Genomic DNA, 17,370 nt, shown 5'->3' with positions numbered 1-17,370 from the left:
TTGCTTCGTTGCTAGGCTCCGGCAGCGGACAGCGCGACCCGATGCGCCGCCTGCACTGGGGGATCATGAACGACTCGATCGACCACCCGGCCATCGTGCGCCTGCGCGCCGAACTGGACGCCGCGTGGAAGGGCATCGGCGCGCTCGCGCAGCTGGAGGACGCTCCGCGCGACCGCGTGGTCGCGGAGCTGCGGACGGCCGTGCCGGACGTGGCGAGCCGTGCTGCACGCGAGGTCGGCACCGAGGCCGTCGTCGCGGAGATCAGCCGGTACGCCGACGCCGGCATCCCGGGTGCGACCGCGACCGACGTCGTCCCGACCGCGGTGATCTGGTCGGACGTCGTCCGGACGGCGTCGGAAGCGGCCTGCGCAGCGCGCTGAAGCGGACCGAGCGGCCTGCGCAGCGCACTGAAGCGGACCGACTAGTCGTCCTCGCCGAGCAGCTCGCCACGCACCCGTCGGATGTCCTCGAGCAGTGCCCCGATGAGCACCCAGTGCCGGGAGTTCGGCCGCACCACCTCGAGCGGCGCGGTGAGCGCCGGCTCCGAGGCCTCCGCCCACGGCTCGACGTCCGGTCCGAAGGCGGCGGCGTCCGTCCGGCCGGCCCCGTCGACCGGGTCGAGTCGTGTCGATTCGACCCGCGCACTGAGCGACCGGACGTCCGCACCGATCCGTGCCACCTCGGTCGCGATGCCGTGCACCACCGGGTCGTCGCGCAGGTCCGGTGCGGTGTTGTCGCGGATCGCCCGGGTCATCCCGGTGACCCGGGTCACCAGGACGCGCAGGTGGTCGGTGGTCACCACGTCGCGGTCGAGGATCGTCCGGTGCCGGCCGCCGCGCGGGTTCATCGTCAGGGACTCGCGCGCCGACCCCAGGGATGCCTCGGCCTTGGCGTGCTGCTGCCGCAGTGCCCGGGCGGCGACGAGCGCCTCGTCCCAGCGCTCGCGGTCCCACCCTTCGGTCAGGCCGATCGCGATCCGCTCGAACGCCACCGCGGTGTCACGGGCGAGCCGGGCGACGGCGAGGTGTGCCGGTTCGAGCAGGACGGGCGGCACGATGAGCGCGTTCACGACAAGGGCGACGATCGCACCGATCACGGTCTCGAGGATCCGGTCGGCGGAGTAGTTCGGCGTCACGACCCCGGCGGTGAGCACGAGCATCCCGCTGATCCCGACCTGGGTGGCCGACGTCGGGGTGAGCCGGAGCGCCCAGGCGATGAGGATCGCGAGCACGATGACGAGCAGCACGACGAACACGCCGTCGCCGAGCAGCAGGTGGAACCCGGTGGCCAGCACGACGCCGATCACGACGCCCGCGCTCCGCTCGAGCCCCTTCACGAACGACTGGTTGATGCTCGGCTGCACCACGAGCAGGGCAGCGATCGCCGCGAAGGTGGGGAACGGCCCCTGGATGACCAGGCGGCAGAGGAGCACGGCGGCGACCACCGCGACGGCGGTCTTCACGACCTGCAGGAACGGCGTGCGACTGGAGCTGCGGAGGCGCGCGACCGGGTTCACACGGACCACGGTAGCCACCGGCCGCGCGCCGAGCCGCGCACGAACGCGACGAAACCCGCGCGACACGGTTGACTGATGCCGTGTGGCCCAACCATGAGCGCGTCATCCCGCAGGCCTTCGCCGGCTCCGGGACCTCCGTGGTGGCCGCGCGGGCGCATTCCGTCGAGCCCTCGGGCAACGGCTACCTGTACGGCTACGAGGTCGACACGGTGGACCGCAACGGCCAGCGCGCCACGGTCCTGACCTACGTCGACACCGGCGGCACCCACGACCAGAACAGCGCGATCGTCACCGATCCGGCGACGGGCGACCCGGTGTCGGTGTGGGCGTACCCGAACGACCCCGGCCTGCCGGTGCTGCCGCAGGTCACCTACCGCGACGCCGTCGCCGAGCTGCTGACCACGCTCGGCATGCCCGTCACCGACCCGGTGCTCACCGTGGCGGCGTACCGGCCCGGCAAGCGCGCGGTCGTGCGCGTCGACGCCCCCGAGCGCACCCTGTTCCTGAAGATCGTCCGTCCGCACCGGGTCGCACCGATCGTGCAGTCGCACGAGCAGTTCGTCGCGGCCGGTCTGCCCGTGCCGCGTGTGCTGTCCAGCCGTGGCGACGGCCTGCTCGTGCTCGAGCGCATCCGCGGCGTGCCCGCCGGCAGCCGCATCCTCGACATCGCCGACGACCCCCGCTTCGTGGCGTCGCTCGCCGCGCTGAGCGGCCGGGTCGCCACCGTCCCGATGACCCAGCAGGCGCGCGCCGACGCGATGGACCACGCCGACTGGCACCGACGCACGCTCATCGCCGCCCTGCCGCGCGACGCCGAGGAGATCGACCGCCTGTACGACGCCATCGGCCGCCGCTCCATCGGCTGGTCGAGCTCGACCAAGCAGGTCGTGCACGGCGACCTGCACCTGGAGCAGGTGTTCGTCGACGAGGACGAGCCGTGGCGCATCTCCGGGCTGCTCGACATCGACACCGCGGGCTGGGGCTTCCCCGTCCGTGACGTCGGCGCCGTCGTCGCCCACCTCGTGGTCACCGGGCTCTGGCACCGGTCCCGCGGGGACGCCGAGCGCGGCGCCGCCGCCGAGCGCCTCGCCGACGCGATCGCCCGCGACTGGGTCGCGCGCAACCCGCGCGAGGCGGACCGCATCGGACCCGCCATCGGCGCCCAGCTGCTCGCCCACGCCGGCGGCCAGGCGACCACCGGCTCCGCCAACGGGATCCAGACCGCCCAGCAGCTCCTCGCCGCGACGCAGGCCGCCCTGGCGGACGCGGCCCCGAGCCTCCCGACCGGTGGTTCGACCCGCCCGCGGTCCGCACCGCAGGTCTGAGACGCGACCGAGGAACGGACGGGAGGCGCGGGTCGGGCCCGCCACGGGCCTCCCGTCCGCCGTCGCGACGCGCGCGGGCAACGCGCCGGTCGCCTCTGTCGGTGGTCCGGGAGTAAACTGAGCGCGCACGCACCGCGTTCCCGCGTGCCGCGTCGATTCCGGACGCAGCCGTCGATCACTTGATCGACGCGGGGACCGGGCCGTGACCGCCCCGAGGGGGCATCACGTGCGTGTGACGACGCCGGATCCCGGCGCGGACCGTCCGAACCTGCTCCCGGCAGGTGCTCGTGTGGAACGGCTCGCGGGAGTCCACCGGACGTCCCGATGCGGGGACCGGCGATGCGGTGGGCCACGGTGGCCCGCAGCCGAACCGGAGCCGCGCCAGGCCCCGGTGCAGGACTTCCCGCCCCATGGGCGGATCGCCCCGACGTGTGGGCGGAACAGGAGGAGCGTTGGCTCGATCAGGCACCCGGCGTGCTGCCGGCGGGACGCGGACCGCGTCACGTCGCACCAGGCCGCTGGACAACGACGGCGTCATCCCCGTCCTCGCCCGCGCTGTGCGCGAGGTCGAGGCCGCGGCGCAGCGCGGACCGCTCAAGGCAACGAATCGGACGAAGTTCCAGGCGGTCGCCCTGCTCATGCGCGAAGAGCGCGCGCGGGTGAAGGCCGACACGGAGCTCACCGACGCGCAGCGCGCCGAGCAGCTCAAGCGGCTCGACGGCGTGGCCACGATCCTGGCGAAGACGGCGGCGCGCGACACCAGCGTCATCCAGCTCCTCGCCGAAGAGGTCCAGGTGTCCGAGGCGACGCGTGCAGTCAAGCGCGACATGATGATCGCCGGCGGCATGGAACTGCAGCCGGAGGACCTCGTCATCGCGTCCGAGCCCGCCGCGGTGGTCGAGACCCCGGTGCGGGCCGTCGTGCCGCAGGCGGTCGTGCAGCGTCAGCTCGCGAACCCGTTCATGCCGCCGGACTTCGCCCTCGCCGACCAGCCCGTCGCACACCCGCGTCGCCTGGCGAACTGGGAACTGTTCGGACCGCTGTTCAAGTCGTTCGAGTACGGCGCGGGCGGGGGAGCGGCGTCGATGCCGCTGCCGGAGCCCACGACGCTGCACTCGCGCTCGGGCACCACGCTCATGAAGCACCAGGCGGAACTCGTCGCCGCAGCGGCGCAGGGGCACCGCACGTTCCTGCTCGCCGACGAGCCCGGCCTCGGCAAGACCGCACAGTCGCTGCTCGCCGCCGATGCCGCGAACGCGTTCCCGCTGCTGGTCGTCGTGCCGAACGTCGTCAAGACGAACTGGGCGCGTGAAGCCGAGCGCTGGGTGCCGAACCACCGCGCCACGGTGATCCACGGGGACGGCAACGACCTCGACGGGTTCGCCGACATCGTCATCGTGAACTACGAGATCCTCGACCGGCACGCCGGGTGGCTCGGCAACTTCGGGTTCAAGGGGATGGTCGTCGACGAGGCGCACTTCATCAAGAACAAGGACTCGCAGCGCGCCCGGTTCGTGCTGCAGATCGCCGAGCGGATCCGGCAGCGCACCGCCGCGCCGCTGCTCATGGCGCTGACCGGTACCCCGCTGATCAACTCGGTCGAGGACTTCCGCACCATCTGGGAGTACCTCGGCTGGATCGACGACAAGAAGCCGCGCGCGAAGCTCATGAACGAACTCGAGGAGATCGGCCTGACGCCGGCCGACCCCGGGTTCTTCGTCGAGGCCCGCCGTGCCGTCATCGACCAGGGCATCGTCCGACGCCGCAAGGTCGACGTCGCCGCGGACATCCCCGCCCGCCGGATCGCCGACATCCCCGTCGAGCTCGACGGTGACGAGGGTCGCTCCATCCGCGACGCCGAGCGCGAGCTCACCGCGAAGCTCGTCCGTCGCTACCACCAGGCGCTCGACGCCCGCACCGGGCAGGACCCGGTCGTCGGCATCGACCACAAGCTGGTCCGCCAGGTCGCGCGCTGGGAGCTCGAGGACCAGGACGCCTCGTCGACCGGCGAGAACGTGTTCTCGATGGTCCGCCGCATCGGCCGGGCCAAGGCCCAGCTCGCGGCCGACTACGCGGCACAGCTCGCCTCGAACGTCGGCAAGGTCGTGTTCTTCGCGAAGCACCTCGACGTGATGGACCAGGCCGAAGAGGTGTTCGCCCGTCGCGGGCTGCGCACCGCCACGATCCGCGGCGACCAGACCCCGACGCAGCGCACGGCCGAGATCGACTCGTTCGTGAACGACCCCGACGTCGCCGTCATCGTCTGCTCGCTGACCGCGGCCGGTGTCGGTCTGAACCTGCAGGTGTCGTCGAACGTCGTGCTCGCCGAGCTGTCGTGGACGAGCGCCGAGCAGACCCAGGCGATCGACCGTGTGCACCGCATCGGGCAGGAAGAGCCCGTCACCGCCTGGCGCATCATCGCCGCGCAGACGATCGACACCAAGATCGCCGAGCTCATCGACTCGAAGGCGTCCCTGGCCGCCCGCGCGCTCGACGGTTCGGACGAAGAGGTCGTCGACTCCGGTGACATCCAGCTCGACGCGATGGCTGCGCTGCTGACCGAGGCGCTCGGCGGCTAGCGCGGGCGCGCGTCCGGCGCGCGTCGCTGTCGCGTCCCGCACAACCAAAGTCCGTCCGAACCACGCGTCCACGTGGTTCGGACGGACTTTGGTTGTTCGCCGAGGCTTCGCGCCGAGGGCCGCCGCTCAGATTCGGGACTGCACCTCGGCCAGGGACGGGTTCGTCGCCGTAGTGCCGTCGGGGAACACCAGCGTCGGCACGGTCTGGTTGCCGCCGTTGACCTCGGCGACGAGCTCGGCGGTGCCCGGGGTCTGCTCGATGTCGACCTCGGTGAAGGGCACCCCTGCCTTCGACATCTGGTTCTTCAGCCGGGCGCAGTAGCCGCACCACGTGGTGGTGAACATCGTGACGCCGCCGGCTTCGGGCGTGAACTGCTCGCGGGTGATCGTGTCGCTCATCCCTGCAGGCTAACCCGTTCTCCTGAGGGGGCTTGTGCGGTTTGTTCTACATAGGTAGTTTGAGCGCATGGAACCCATCCGGCGCGTGACCGCCTCCACGCTCGACGTGCTCGACGCACTGCTCGCCAGCGACGGGCCGACCTGGGGGCTGCTCGTCATCAAGGCCACCGGTCGCCCCGCGGGCACCGTCTACCCCATCCTCGAACGGCTCGAGCGGCAGGGGTGGATCACCTCCTCGTGGGACGACGACGCGGAGCGGTCAGGGCCACGCCGGCGGCTCTACGAGTTCACCGCGGACGGAGTCCGCGCCGCCCGAGACCTGCTCGCTGCGCGCCCGGCCGAAGCACCGGTCCGTCCGAGCCGCCCGAGCCGCCCGACGAACCAGCCGGTGACCTCGTGAGTGCGCTCGACCAGGCGCTCGTCGGCATCGCGGTCGCGGTCTCACCAGCCGCCCACCGTGATGCCCGACGCGAGCAGTGGCTCGCCGACGTGCGCGACGCCGAGCAGCTCGACCTGTCGTCGACCGCGCTCGCGCTCGGTGCCCTGACCACCGCGCTGTTCCACCGACGAGCGCCGCACCGCACCTCGTGGGGGAACACCGTGACCACACCGCCCACCCAGCTCGATCGCGTGCCGCACACCGTCCGGACCGTCCCGGTCCTGGTCGCCGTCGCGGTCGTCTCCCTGATCGCGTCCGGTGCGTGGCTCATCGTGCAACCGAACGGCGGGTACAGCAGCCGGACCGACGTCGTGCTCGCCACGGCCGGTACCTGGACCCTGGTGTTCTTCGTGCCCGGTGCGGCGATCGCGCTCGCGGCCCTCGTCCTGCGCGCTCCGTCGGGTCGCCGACGTCTCGGCGCGAGCATCGTCCTCGCCGCGGCCGTCGGTGGAGTCCTGCAGCCGCTGCTCACGCCACCGACAGACCTTCCCGTGGGCGGGCTCCCGCTGATCCTCGCGCTTGCAGGCTGGTTCGTCGCCGTCCGCGTCCGACGCGGCGCCTGGCTCCTCCTGTTGCTCCCTGCCGTGGTCTTCGTGCTCGAGTGGAACGGGGTGCTCTTCTCGATGGTCCCGTTGCGCTGGAACCCCTTCGCGGTCACGCTGCCTCCGCTGAGTGCTGTCATCGCCGGGTACGTCGCGAGCCGGTTCTCCACAGAGCCACGCCTCGTGGTCGAACCGCAGGCCGAAGCCCTGGTAGACAAGAGCGTGTGAGCCACACGAACCTCGAGATCGAGCGCACCTACGACCTGCCCGAGGGCGGTGCCCTCCCCGACCTCGTCGGCGCGGGCGGCATCCTCCGCACCGAGCACCAGGAGCCGTTCGAACTGGACGCGACCTACTGGGACACCGAGCGGTACGACCTGGTGGCCGCGCGGGTGACCGTGCGTCGCCGCACGGGCGGCCCCGACGCCGGCTGGCACATCAAGCGCTCGGAGTCGGACACGGTCCGCCACGAGCAGCAGTTCCCCCTGACCGACGACGCCGACACGGTGCCCGACGAGGTCCTCGCCGCGCTCTTCACGGAGCGTCGCGGTCGCGGGCTGCGTCCCGTCGTCCGGATCACCACCACCCGCACCGTCACCCGACTGCTCGACGAGGACGGCGACCAGATCGCCGAGCTCGCCGACGACCAGGTCACCGCCCAGCGCCTCGACGACGACGCTCCGGAGACCCCGCGCACCTGGCGCGAGGTCGAGGTCGAGGCCGTCGACGGCGTCGACCCGCAGATCGCCCACGAGCTGTTCGCGGCCCTCGACGGGCGCTTCGCGGCCGTCGGCGCCGGCCCCGCCGCCGTCGCGTCCAAGCTGGCACGCGGGCTGGCAGGAGCACCGGCACCGCGCCTCCAGACCGAGGAGAAGCCGGCCAAGGGCACGACCGCACGCATCCTGGCGAAGCGGGTGCGCAAGCTGCGCGTCGCGCTGCTCGGCCAGGAGGCCCGGCTCCGCTCCGGCGACACGGCCGACCTCCGGCAGGCGGCCGACACCACCCTCGAGATCGCCGCGATCCTGGGCGCCTACCGCCCGGCGTTCCCCGACGGCGAGGCCGTCGACCGCGCCGCCGAGGCGGCGGACGGCCTGGCGGGCGTCACCGCGCGTGCGGCGCTGGCCGAGTACCTGATCGACCGGCTGCCGCGGGCGTCGTCGCCGGCGCAGGACGACCTGGTCGACGCGATGACCCGTGAGCGCATCCTCGCCTCGACCCGGGAACGTCGCGACCAGGCGGTGCGGGACGTCGTCGCGTTCCTGCACGGCGAGCCGTTCCTCGAGCTGCTCGACGCCCTCGACGACGCTGCCGAGCGCCCGGCGCCGACGGTGTGGTCGCTCCGCGCACCGAAGCAGGTCGCGCAGGACGTCGGCGCCGACGTGAAGCCGCGTGTGCGCGAACTCGTCCGGGCCGCCGTGGCCGACGACACCTCGGACACCGCCGCCGAGCGCGAAGCCGCCGACCGGACCACCACCGAGGCCGCGTGGCAGGAGACGATGCGCGCCCGGATGGCGATGGACGTGCTCGGCGACGACGCGTTCCCGCACGCGCTGTGGAAGCGGATCGGCACCGCGGCCGACGTGCTGACCGAACGGGTGCGGTCCCTGCACGCCCTCGACATCCTGCGGGCAAACGCGGCGATCGCGGAGCGCGGGGGTGAGGCCACGTTCGGGTACGGCGTGCTCGCGGGGGACCGGGTACGCCTGGCCGAGGAGTCCTACGACGAGGCGGTGCACGCGCTCAACCGCGTGTGAGCGGGGTGCGTGCGCCGCGTGCGCCGGGTGCGTCGGGTGCGCCGCTGTTCGCTTGGTGAGCAGAAGAGGTCGGGTCCCGCGTTCGGACCCGACCTCTTCTGCTCACGAAGTGCGCGGTGCGGCTCAGCCGGCGGCGATCGGGTTGGCGGTCGCGGCGGCGGGCGTCTCGTCGGCGAGCCCGAGCACGTCGAGCAGCCAGGCGAGTTCGAACGCCCGCTCCTTCCACGACGCGTAGCGACCGCTGACACCACCGTGGCCGGCGGACATCTCGGTCTTCAGCAGCACCGGAGCGCCGACCTCGCGGAGCTTCGCGGTCCACTTCGCGGGCTCGACGTAGAGCACGCGGGTGTCGTTGATCGAGGTCACGGCGAGGATCTGCGGGTACTGCACGTCGTCGCGGACGTTCTCGTACGGGGTGTACTCGCTCATGTAGCGGTAGACCTCGGCGTCGTGCAGCGGGTCGCCCCACTCGTCCCACTCGATGACGGTGAGGGGCAGGTCCGGGTCGAGGATGCTCGTCAGCGCGTCGACGAACGGCACGGCGGCCAGGATGCCGGCGAACCGCTCGGGTGCGAGGTTGGCGACCGCACCCATCAAGAGTCCGCCGGCGCTGCCGCCCTCGGCCACGAGCCGGTCGGCGCTCGTCCGGCCGGACTCGATCAGGTGCTCGGCGACCGCGACGAAGTCGGTGAACGTGTTCTTCTTCGTCAGGGTCTTGCCGTTCTCGTACCAGTGCCGGCCGAGCTCACCGCCACCACGGACGTGCGCGACGGCGAAGACGACACCGCGGTCGAGCATCGACAGGCGCATGACGCTGAAGCCGGGGTCGATCGAGTGCTCGTACGAGCCGTAGCCGTAGAGGTGCAGCGGTGCCGGGGTACCGTCCTCGACGGCGTCCCGACGCCAGACGAGCGAGATCGGCACGCGGGTGCCGTCCGACGCGGTCGCCCAGTCGCGCTCCTGCACGTAGTCGGCCGGGTCGTAGCCGCCGAGCACGGGCTGACGCTTCAGGACGGTGACCTCGCCGGTGGCCAGGTCGAGGTCGCTGACCTCGGAGGGGGTCACGAACGACGTGTACCCGATGCGGAGCGTCGGCTGCTCCCACTCCGGGTTGCCGCCGAGCCCCGCCGAGAACAGTGCTTCGTCGAAGGGGACCTCGTGCGCGTCGCCGTAGCCGTCGCCCTCGATCGGGATGATCGCGACGCGGGGGAGCGCCTCGGACCGGTACTCCAGGGCGAGGTGTCCGGCGAAGGCGTCGACCGACTCGATGCGTCGCTCGGTGTGGTGCGCCACGACGACGCGGCGGTCCCGCTCGGAGGTCGGGTCGTCGGCGGGGACGTCGACGAGCTCGAAGTTCTCGGCGCCGTCGTTGTGCAGCACCAGGAACCGGTCGCTGCCGCCGACGATGGCGTGCTCGATCTCGTACTCGACGCCCTCGCGGCGGGGCCAGACGACCTGGAACTCACCGGTCGGGTCCGCGGCGTCGAGGACGTGCGCCTCGGACGTGATCTTCGAGCCGAGCTCGATGACGATGTACTGCGAGGAGCGGGTGACACCGACACCGACCCAGTAACGGTCGTCGGGCTCCTCGAGCACCAGGACGTCCTCGGACGCCGCGGTGCCGACCGTGTGGCGCCAGATCTTGTCCGGACGCCAGGACTCGTCGACCGTGGGGTAGAACACGTAGCGCCCGGCCGGGTCGAACGTGGCGCCGGCCCCGGTGTTGGGGATGGCGTCGCCGAGGTCGGTTCCCGAGGCCAGGTCGCGCACGTGCAGGGTGTACCGCTCGTCACCCTCGACGTCGATGCCGTAGACCAGGCGGGTGCCGTCGTCGCTGATGTCGTAGGTGCCGAGGGAGAAGAACTCGTGGCCGTCGGCCAGGGCGTTGCCGTCGAGGACCACCTGCTCGCCGGGGAGCGTCGACTCGCCCTCGACAACGGCGGGCGGCGTCCAGTCGTCGGGGCCGGCGATGGGCACGCGGCAGTGCACGCCGTACTGGCTGCCCTCGGCGGTGCGGGTGAAGTACCACCAGTCGCCCATGCGGACCGGTACCGAGAGATCGGTCTCCTGCACGCGGCTCTTCACCTCGGCGAAGATGCGGTCCCGCAGCGGCGCGAGGTGCGCGGTGGCGGCGTCGGTGTGGGCGTTCTCGGCTTCGAGGTACGCCAGGGTGTCGGGGGATTCCTTGTCCCGCAGCCACTCGTAGTCGTCGACGAAGTCGATGCCGTGGTGGGTCCGTGTCACGGGCCGCTTGGCGGCGCTGGGCGGGGTGGATGCGGTGTGCTCGTTGCTCACCGTCCCACCCTATTCGCCCGTACCCCCGGTCAGGCCGCCGTGCGCTCGCGCCCGCCCACCGCCGCCTGCACCCGCTGCTCGAACGCCTCGAGCTCGTCGACCACGGCGGGTGCGACCCACGCGCGGTCACGGCGACGTGCGGTGACCGGACGGAGCACTCCCGCCAGCACCAGGTCGTGCGTGACACGCTCGACCTCGTCGGCGGTGAGCAGGGTGTCCAGGTGCGCTTCGGTCAGGACGGGGTCGTCGGCGAGTGCACGGCCGACCACGGCGTGCGGGCCCGAGGCGCAGGGGCCTGCGGACCGGTCAGCGTCGTGCTCGGCGAGCAGCAGAGCGCTCAGCGTCGCCTCGTCGCACACCGTCCCGATCGCCAGGGCCAGGTCGACCACGAACCCGGTGACCCGGCCGTCGCGGTACTGCTCCAGGTGCCGGAAGTACCGCCGCCGGTCCGCCGCGAGCGCGGTGGCCACCGGTGCCGTGACCGTGGTCGTCACCCCGCGTCGCCGGAGCACGGCCCCGATCAGCGCCCGCCCGATCCGACCGTTGCCGTCGGTGAACGGGTGGATCGACTCGAACTGCGCGTGGGCGATCGCGGCCTGGGCGATCGGGTGCAGGTCCACGCGGTGCACGAACGCGAACAGGTCGGCCATCAGCGGTGCCACGAGCTCGGGCGGCGGTGGCACGTGGACGGCGTCGCGGGGCGTGGCGCCGCCGCCGATCCAGTTCTGCACGTCGCGGTACCGGCCGGCGTACCGTTCGTCCACCGGGTCGTCGCGCATCAGCAGGCGGTGTGCCTCGAGCAGGGAGGCCTCGGTGACGGTGCCCGAATCCGCTCCGGACACCAGGTGCTCGACGGCTCCGCCGGCCCGGACGACCGCGGTGGCACCCGCGTTCGCACGGATGCCGACGAGTGCCCGCGCCAGGTCGTCGATCGACGCGGACTCGTCCTCGATGCGCGACGACGCCAGGGCGTCGGTCCGGCCGAGCACCGACCCGAGCGGTGCGAGCCGCGAGCCGTGGTGGACGTCGAGGGCGCGCAGGGCCGTGGTGCTCCGGTCGAGCAGCGCGACGGTGTCGTCGTCGGGCGTCCACCGAGCCCTCGCGATGGAAGGGGGCAGCGACACCTGCACGGCGGTCACCAACCGGTCGTCACGGCGCCCGCGGACGGTGCTCCGCCACGGTCGCTCGGTGCGGTCGTGCGTGGGCCAGGTATCGCTCCGGTGTGCCATCCCGCGACGGTAGAACCACCCGGACGCTCGACGCCAGGAATCGGTATTTCGCCCGCTCGCCGCCGCCCGCCCACGCGTACCGTTGGTGCCATGAGCAACTCCTTCGCGATCACCGGTGCCCACGTCGTCCCCGTCTCCGCCCCCGCCTTCGACGGCGGCGCGGTCGTCGTCGAGGACGGCCGGATCACCGCGATCGGTCCGGACGTCACCCCGCCCGACGGCATGACGGTCATCGACGCCGCGGGTTCGTGGCTCGTCCCCGGGTTCGTCGAGGCACACGGCCACGTCGGCATCCACGAGGAGGCCAACGGCGAGGCCGGCAACGACACGAACGAGATGACCGCGCCGAACATGGCCGGCGTCCGGGCGATCGACGCGATCGACATCGACGACGAGGGCTTCCGGGATGCGCTCGCCGGCGGCATCACGAGCATCGTCGTCAAGCCCGGCTCCGGCAACCCGATCGGCGGTCAGAGCGTCGCCATCAAGACCTGGGGCGGCCGCACGATCGACGAGCAGCTCATCTCCGACTCGGTGAGCGTGAAGAGCGCCCTCGGCGAGAACCCGAAGCGCGTCTACGGCGGCAAGGGCCAGACACCCTCGACCCGGCTCGGCGTCGCGAAGATCATCCGCGACGCCTTCGTCGAGGCGCAGAACTACCGGGCCGCCCGTGACGCCGCCGCCGCGAAGGACGAGCCGTTCGCCCGCGACCTGACGAAGGAGACGCTCGTCCGGGTGCTCGACGGCGAGCTCGTCTGGGACCAGCACACCCACCGCCACGACGACATCGCCACCGCGATCCGCCTGTCCGAGGAGTTCGGCTACCGGCTCGTCGTGAACCACGGCACCGAGGCGCACAAGATCGCCGACGTGCTGGCCGCCAAGGACATCCCGGTCATCTACGGCCCGCTGTTCACCAGCCGCTCGAAGGTCGAGCTCCGCGATCGCGGCATCCCGAACCTCGCCACGATCGCGGCGGCCGGGGTGCGGGTCGCCATCACGACGGACGCGCCGGTCGTGCCGATCAACATGCTCGTCGACCAGGCGACCGCCGCCGTCAAGGAGGGCCTGCCCGCCCAGACCGCACTCGAGGCACTCACGATCAACCCGGCCGAGTTCCTCGGGTTCGGGGACCGTGTCGGTCGACTGGCCGAGGGCTACGACGCCGACCTCGTGCTCTGGGACGGCGACCCGCTCGACGCGACCAGCCGCGCGACGCGCGTCTGGATCGACGGCAAGTCCGTCTTCACGTGGGCCGACGGAGCCGGCGTCACCACGCCGCGCTGGTAGCGGCCACGACACGCAACTGGAGGCGCGGTGCCAGCGGGCACCGCGCCACCAGTCCGTCGTGGGCCCACGCCCATTTCGCGGTGCGCGACACCTCGCGCGCGCGCCGCCCCGTGACGTGTCGCTCAGCGCGAAACGCGCGCGGCACACGCGCCGGGGGCGCGCGTGCTCAGACCTCGCGCGCCAGCAGGAAGTCGTTGATGCGGGTCGTGAGCTCGGCGTCGATCGGCCGCGCGTCGCCGTTCACCGAACGGATCGGGGCAGCCTGCCGCACGCTCGACACGAGCCAGAGCGCGTCCGCCGCCGCCAGGTCGGCGAGCGTGACGAGCTCGTAGGCGGTCTCGATGCCCTCCTGCTCAGCGAAGCGGAACACGTCGGCCTGCGTCGTGCCGGCCAGGATCCCGATGTCGGTGCGCGGCGTGACGAGCCGGTCGCCGACCTTCATGATCAGGTTGGCGCGCGTGCCCTCGAGCACGTAGCCGTCGCTCGAGACGAAGAGGGCGTCGTCGGCGCCGCGGCGTACGGCCTCGCGTAGGGCGGCCATGTTGACGCCGTACGACAGCGTCTTCGCGCCCTGCAGCAGCCACGGCGAGGTGCGCTCGACGTCGTGCCGGTACCCCCGGTCCAGGACGACGACGGAGATGCCCTCGGTGCGTGCGGCCGTGGAGTCGCCCGACGGCGCGGCGTAGACCCACCCGGTCGGGCGGTCGGTGCCCTCGACGCCGCGGGTCAGGACGGTCTTGGCGAAGGCCTCGCGCACCGGGTCGAGGCGGGCGCAGACGGCCTCGATGGCCTGGCGCCAGGCCTCCGGGTCCGGGGCGGGCAGGTCGAGCATCGCGGCGGAGCGGCCGAAGCGGGCGAGGTGCGCCTCGAGGGCCTGGGGCCGACCGTCGATCACCGTGATCGTCTCGAAAACGCCGTCGCCGCGCGTCACGCCGAGGTCCTGCACCTGGACGTGCTCCTCGAGCGGCTTCGCCCAGGTGAAGGCGTCGGCCGCGGGGTCGTGCGGCGCGGCGTCGCGGGAGGGCTGGTTGAGGACGGCGAGCACGGTTTCGGTCATGCGTCCATCCAACCGCAGCTCAGCCCGCTTCGGGCAGCGCGCCCAGCAGCTTCCAGACGGCGGGCGTCAGCTCGGGGTGCTGCAGCGCGATCCGTCGCAGCCGGTGGTACTCCTCGCCCAGCCTGGTGCCCTGCCCGGACGCCGGGTGGCTCGACCACTGCGCATGGCGCTTGCCGATCGCCTCGTCCAGGTCGACGGCGTCCGCACGCAGGATCAGCACGACCTGCTCGTCGACGGTGGGGAGCGTCGGCATGAACTCCCACGGGTCCTCGCCCTGACGGCTCCGGTGCTCGACGAGCATCGAGATCTCCTCGGCGGCCTCGGCGCGCAGCACTTCGAGGCTGCGCCCGGTCCTGCGGGGCTCAGCCATGGTGCCCCCGCAGCACGCCTGCCATGGGAAAAGCGTACGACACTCCATCGGTCACACTGGACGCGTGACCCTTCGCGACGAGAGCAAGTCCCAGCATCCCCGGGTGGTGGTCGTGTACCTGCTGCGCGACGGCGAGGCAGGCCCCGAGGTGCTGCTGGGGGAGAAGCGCCGTGGCCTCGGCACGGGCCGTCTGGTCGGCCCCGGCGGCAAGCGCGAGCCCGGTGAGTCGGCGGTCGAGACCGCCGTGCGCGAGGTGCGTGAAGAGGTCGGCCTGCGGCTCGACGCGGTCGACCTGGAGGCCCGTGGCACGTTGGACTACCGGTTCCCGTACCGACCGTCCTGGTCCCAGGTCTCGGACGTCTTCGTCTGCCGCCGCTGGCAGGGAGACCCGTCGGGCTCGGATGAACTGGAGCCGCGGTGGATCCCCGTCGACACCGTGCCCTACGACGCGATGTGGGACGACGCCCGCTACTGGCTGCCGGGGGTGCTCGCCGGGGGGAGCGTCCGCGCGCGGTTCACGTTCGCCGAGGACGACGCGACGGTCGCCGGGTTCACCGGGACGGGCGTCGGCGTGGGCGTGGGCGACTAGCGCCTCGCTGCCAGCGGCTAGCGCGGCTGCTGGGTGCGGGTGCTGCCGGTGCGCGCTTCCTCGGCGGCGGCCATGACGTCGGCGTCGCCGCTCCGGCCGCCCAGGGGCCGCACGAAGAAGTCGATGATGCCGACGACGATCGCGCCGATCATCGAGAACATCGCCCACCCGACGAACAGCCCGGCGGTACCGCGGCCGTCGGCGGGCGCGAGCAGGACGCTCGCGGCGTAGAAGCCGACCGTCAGCACGAGGAACACGACGACGACGGTGATGAGGACGCGGTGCCAGGTGATGCGCGGGTTCATCCGATCAGGATACGCGTCAGCGCCCCCTCACCGGTCCGCGTGCCGGCCGTGCGGCGGCTCGTCCGACGTGTCGGACCGAGCCGGCGCCCTGGAGCCCTCGGTACGTGGGACGGGACGCGTGCGCGGCTTGGTCCCCGCGCCTCCCCCCACGTGCTCGGCCGTCACGTCGCTCCGCAGGCTCCGCGACGCGCCGGTTCCGGCCCGCGTGGGCCCAGGCCGCTGCACCGGCCCCGTGCGGTCCCCGGGGCGCTGCACGGTGATGCGACCGGTCGGCGTCCCGCCGGGCTCCAGGCCGTCGCGACCGCCGGTGAAGACGTCACCGCCGGTGCGGTCGTCCTCCCAGTCGTCGTCCCGCAGCACGCTCAGGGTGCCGGTCTCGGTGGAGGTCAGGCCGTGGCGCTCGAGCTCGGCGTCGCGCTGGGTGCCGAGGAACTCACGGTTGGCGGTGTTGGCGTCCTGGAACATCGTGGTCCGGCCAGTGACGATCGCCCGGATCCGTCGGCGCTCCCACCACTTCTTGCCGAAGTACATCAGCACCAGGCCGGCCGTGGCGTAGCAGGCCATCGTGATCAGGCCGCGAGCCGGGCCGGGGCCGACGCCGTAGACCTGGTGCTTGATCATGTCGACCATGCTCGAGCCGACGACGACGTTGTTCAGCCAGGCGAAGGGCTCGGGCATGAACCACTTCGGGTAGGCGCCGCCGGACGACGGCATGGACAGGAAGACGAAGCAGATCATCGCGGGTGCGGCGATGAACCGGCCGACGAAGTAGCTCAGGCCGTTCACCGCCAGGCCGATCGCCACGATCCAGCCCCAGGCGATGAGCACGAGCTGGACCCAGTGCCCGTGGATGGCGCCGAGCACGGGCCCGGCGAGCGTGTTCGTGATGAGCGAGATGACGAGGCCGCCGACGACGATGACCGTCATCCGGGTGCGGTGCCGGAGCGGGCCGCCCATGATGCCGATGAACATCGCGACCATGTAGCCGCCGATGCACCACGCGAGCATGACGTACATCGCGACGGTGCCGTACTCGTCCCACGCCGGCAGCGGTGCGAGCTCGGTGACCTTCGGGGTCGCCACGCCCAGGCCGGTCAGCACCGCGGTGAGGGTGGCCGGTACGAGGCTCGCGACCTGGAACTGGTGCGCGCTCGCCTTGAAGAACTCGTTCGCAGCGGGGTCGTACGCGACCGCCATCGAGCCACCCACCACGTCGCGCTTCGCCTGCGCGAGCGAGTCGTACGTGTGGAACACGAACTCGCCGGGCAACGCCTGCTGCACCGCCTGCACGAACGCCGGGTCGCTGCCGATCAGGGCGATCGGGACGTCGTGCGGGTGCGGGGCGTGGAACGCGAAGACGTAGCACAGGCAGAACCCGACGATGAAGAACAGCGGCATCCAGAGCTGCAGGCCGATCAGCTGGAGCGACGGGTGCAGGGTCGAGTACCACCGGCGGTAGGCGCCGTGCTGCTGGGGCGCGGGTACCGGCGCCTGTCGCCGGGGTCCCGAACGCGCGTGCCCGGCGACCTTGCCACCACGACGCGGCTTGGTCCCACGTGCGGAGGGCCGGGCCCCGCGCGGCTTCGGCGGTGTGGGACGGGAACCGCCGGGGCGCTCCGGTCCGTCGTCGTTCCTGGGGACGTCGTTCCGCGGCGTGCTCACTCGGCGCTCTGCTCCTGCT

16 protein-coding genes are annotated in these 17,370 nt (G+C 72.4%); 8 read left to right on the top strand and 8 right to left on the bottom strand.

Annotated elements, in window-relative coordinates:
* Positions 1–65: 65 nt before the first annotated feature.
* Entirely contained in the window at positions 66–380 is a 315-nt protein-coding gene (locus tag HQQ79_RS15770) for a hypothetical protein (protein WP_110864838.1), read from the top strand.
* Positions 381–421: 41 nt separating this feature from the next.
* On the opposite strand, the gene HQQ79_RS15765 is transcribed toward HQQ79_RS15770, so the two are convergent.
* A complete protein-coding gene (locus HQQ79_RS15765; RefSeq protein WP_173035553.1) occupies positions 422–1,516 on the bottom strand; it encodes an aromatic acid exporter family protein in 1,095 nt (364 codons plus the stop codon).
* 80 nt (positions 1,517–1,596) lie between these two features.
* On the opposite strand from HQQ79_RS15765, the gene HQQ79_RS15760 reads away from it, so the two are divergent.
* Together HQQ79_RS15760 and HQQ79_RS15755 are read left to right on the top strand one after the other, a co-directional pair.
* Positions 1,597–2,841 carry a phosphotransferase enzyme family protein gene (locus HQQ79_RS15760; RefSeq protein WP_071405569.1) on the top strand — a complete coding sequence of 415 codons (1,245 nt, stop codon included), beginning with the start codon at positions 1,597–1,599 and terminating at the stop codon, positions 2,839–2,841.
* A 452-nt stretch (positions 2,842–3,293) separates the two neighbouring features.
* Entirely contained in the window at positions 3,294–5,420 is a 2,127-nt protein-coding gene (locus HQQ79_RS15755) for a DEAD/DEAH box helicase (RefSeq protein ID WP_173035551.1), read from the top strand.
* A gap of 126 nt (positions 5,421–5,546) precedes the next feature.
* On the opposite strand, the gene HQQ79_RS15750 is transcribed toward HQQ79_RS15755, so the two are convergent.
* On the bottom strand, positions 5,547–5,819 hold the full coding sequence (locus tag HQQ79_RS15750) for a mycoredoxin (protein ID WP_027464730.1): 273 nt from the start codon (positions 5,817–5,819) through the stop codon (positions 5,547–5,549).
* Between the two features lie 67 nt (positions 5,820–5,886).
* Between HQQ79_RS15750 and HQQ79_RS15745 the strand changes: the two genes are divergently transcribed.
* The 3 genes from HQQ79_RS15745 to HQQ79_RS15735 are packed head-to-tail and all read left to right on the top strand — an operon-like array spanning position 5,887 to position 8,554.
* Complete coding sequence (locus HQQ79_RS15745; protein WP_173035549.1) at positions 5,887–6,219, top strand: PadR family transcriptional regulator; 333 nt, start codon at positions 5,887–5,889, stop codon at positions 6,217–6,219.
* A complete protein-coding gene (locus HQQ79_RS19220) occupies positions 6,216–7,028 on the top strand; it encodes a hypothetical protein (protein WP_173035547.1) in 813 nt (270 codons plus the stop codon). The genes HQQ79_RS15745 and HQQ79_RS19220 overlap by 4 nt, the downstream gene beginning before the upstream one ends.
* The gene (locus HQQ79_RS15735) at positions 7,025–8,554 is read left to right on the top strand and encodes a CYTH domain-containing protein (RefSeq protein ID WP_173035545.1); all 1,530 of its coding nucleotides are present in this window, start codon (positions 7,025–7,027) and stop codon (positions 8,552–8,554) included. The genes HQQ79_RS19220 and HQQ79_RS15735 overlap by 4 nt, the downstream gene beginning before the upstream one ends.
* Before the next feature lie 123 nt (positions 8,555–8,677).
* On the opposite strand, the gene HQQ79_RS15730 is transcribed toward HQQ79_RS15735, so the two are convergent.
* Both HQQ79_RS15730 and HQQ79_RS15725 read right to left on the bottom strand, forming a co-directional pair.
* A complete protein-coding gene (locus HQQ79_RS15730) occupies positions 8,678–10,849 on the bottom strand; it encodes a S9 family peptidase (protein WP_173035543.1) in 2,172 nt (723 codons plus the stop codon).
* A 29-nt stretch (positions 10,850–10,878) separates the two neighbouring features.
* Positions 10,879–12,078, bottom strand: coding sequence for a Fic family protein (locus tag HQQ79_RS15725; RefSeq protein WP_173035541.1), 1,200 nt, complete (start codon positions 12,076–12,078; stop codon positions 10,879–10,881).
* A gap of 90 nt (positions 12,079–12,168) precedes the next feature.
* On the opposite strand from HQQ79_RS15725, the gene HQQ79_RS15720 reads away from it, so the two are divergent.
* Positions 12,169–13,368, top strand: a complete 1,200-nt coding sequence (locus HQQ79_RS15720; RefSeq protein WP_173035539.1) for an amidohydrolase — start codon at positions 12,169–12,171, stop codon at positions 13,366–13,368.
* Between the two features lie 166 nt (positions 13,369–13,534).
* Here HQQ79_RS15720 and HQQ79_RS15715 read toward each other — a convergent pair whose 3' ends face one another.
* Positions 13,535–14,425, bottom strand: coding sequence for an aminodeoxychorismate lyase (locus HQQ79_RS15715; RefSeq protein ID WP_027464735.1), 891 nt, complete (start codon positions 14,423–14,425; stop codon positions 13,535–13,537).
* 19 nt (positions 14,426–14,444) lie between these two features.
* A complete protein-coding gene (locus tag HQQ79_RS15710) occupies positions 14,445–14,795 on the bottom strand; it encodes a tryptophan synthase subunit alpha (protein ID WP_027464736.1) in 351 nt (116 codons plus the stop codon).
* 64 nt (positions 14,796–14,859) lie between these two features.
* On the opposite strand from HQQ79_RS15710, the gene HQQ79_RS15705 reads away from it, so the two are divergent.
* Entirely contained in the window at positions 14,860–15,384 is a 525-nt protein-coding gene (locus HQQ79_RS15705) for an 8-oxo-dGTP diphosphatase (RefSeq protein ID WP_173035538.1), read from the top strand.
* 17 nt (positions 15,385–15,401) lie between these two features.
* On the opposite strand, the gene HQQ79_RS15700 is transcribed toward HQQ79_RS15705, so the two are convergent.
* On the bottom strand, positions 15,402–15,689 hold the full coding sequence (locus HQQ79_RS15700; RefSeq protein ID WP_027464737.1) for a hypothetical protein: 288 nt from the start codon (positions 15,687–15,689) through the stop codon (positions 15,402–15,404).
* A gap of 27 nt (positions 15,690–15,716) precedes the next feature.
* Positions 15,717–17,351: an ABC transporter permease gene (locus HQQ79_RS15695; RefSeq protein WP_173035536.1), complete on the bottom strand. Its 1,635-nt coding sequence runs from the start codon at positions 17,349–17,351 to the stop codon at positions 15,717–15,719.
* Positions 17,352–17,370: the final 19 nt, after the last annotated feature.

It is taken from the genome of Curtobacterium sp. VKM Ac-2852, assembly GCF_013205045.1.
Taxonomy (GTDB): domain Bacteria; phylum Actinomycetota; class Actinomycetes; order Actinomycetales; family Microbacteriaceae; genus Curtobacterium; species Curtobacterium flaccumfaciens.
The sequence above is the reverse complement of the archived record's forward strand: the minus strand, read 5'-3'. Positions and strand labels throughout refer to the sequence as shown.

What these genes read in the sequence shown, in the direction of transcription:
- HQQ79_RS15710 (WP_027464736.1), bottom strand. Translation starts at nt 14,795, where the DNA reads ATGGCTGAGCCCCGCAGGACCGGGCGCAGCCTCGAAGTGCTGCGCGCC.
- HQQ79_RS15770 (WP_110864838.1), top strand. Translation starts at nt 66, where the DNA reads ATGAACGACTCGATCGACCACCCGGCCATCGTGCGCCTGCGCGCCGAA.
- HQQ79_RS15700 (WP_027464737.1), bottom strand. Translation starts at nt 15,689, where the DNA reads ATGAACCCGCGCATCACCTGGCACCGCGTCCTCATCACCGTCGTCGTC.
- HQQ79_RS15750 (WP_027464730.1), bottom strand. Translation starts at nt 5,819, where the DNA reads ATGAGCGACACGATCACCCGCGAGCAGTTCACGCCCGAAGCCGGCGGC.
- HQQ79_RS15745 (WP_173035549.1), top strand. Translation starts at nt 5,887, where the DNA reads ATGGAACCCATCCGGCGCGTGACCGCCTCCACGCTCGACGTGCTCGAC.
- HQQ79_RS15725 (WP_173035541.1), bottom strand. Translation starts at nt 12,078, where the DNA reads ATGGCACACCGGAGCGATACCTGGCCCACGCACGACCGCACCGAGCGA.
- HQQ79_RS15715 (WP_027464735.1), bottom strand. Translation starts at nt 14,425, where the DNA reads ATGACCGAAACCGTGCTCGCCGTCCTCAACCAGCCCTCCCGCGACGCC.
- HQQ79_RS15720 (WP_173035539.1), top strand. Translation starts at nt 12,169, where the DNA reads ATGAGCAACTCCTTCGCGATCACCGGTGCCCACGTCGTCCCCGTCTCC.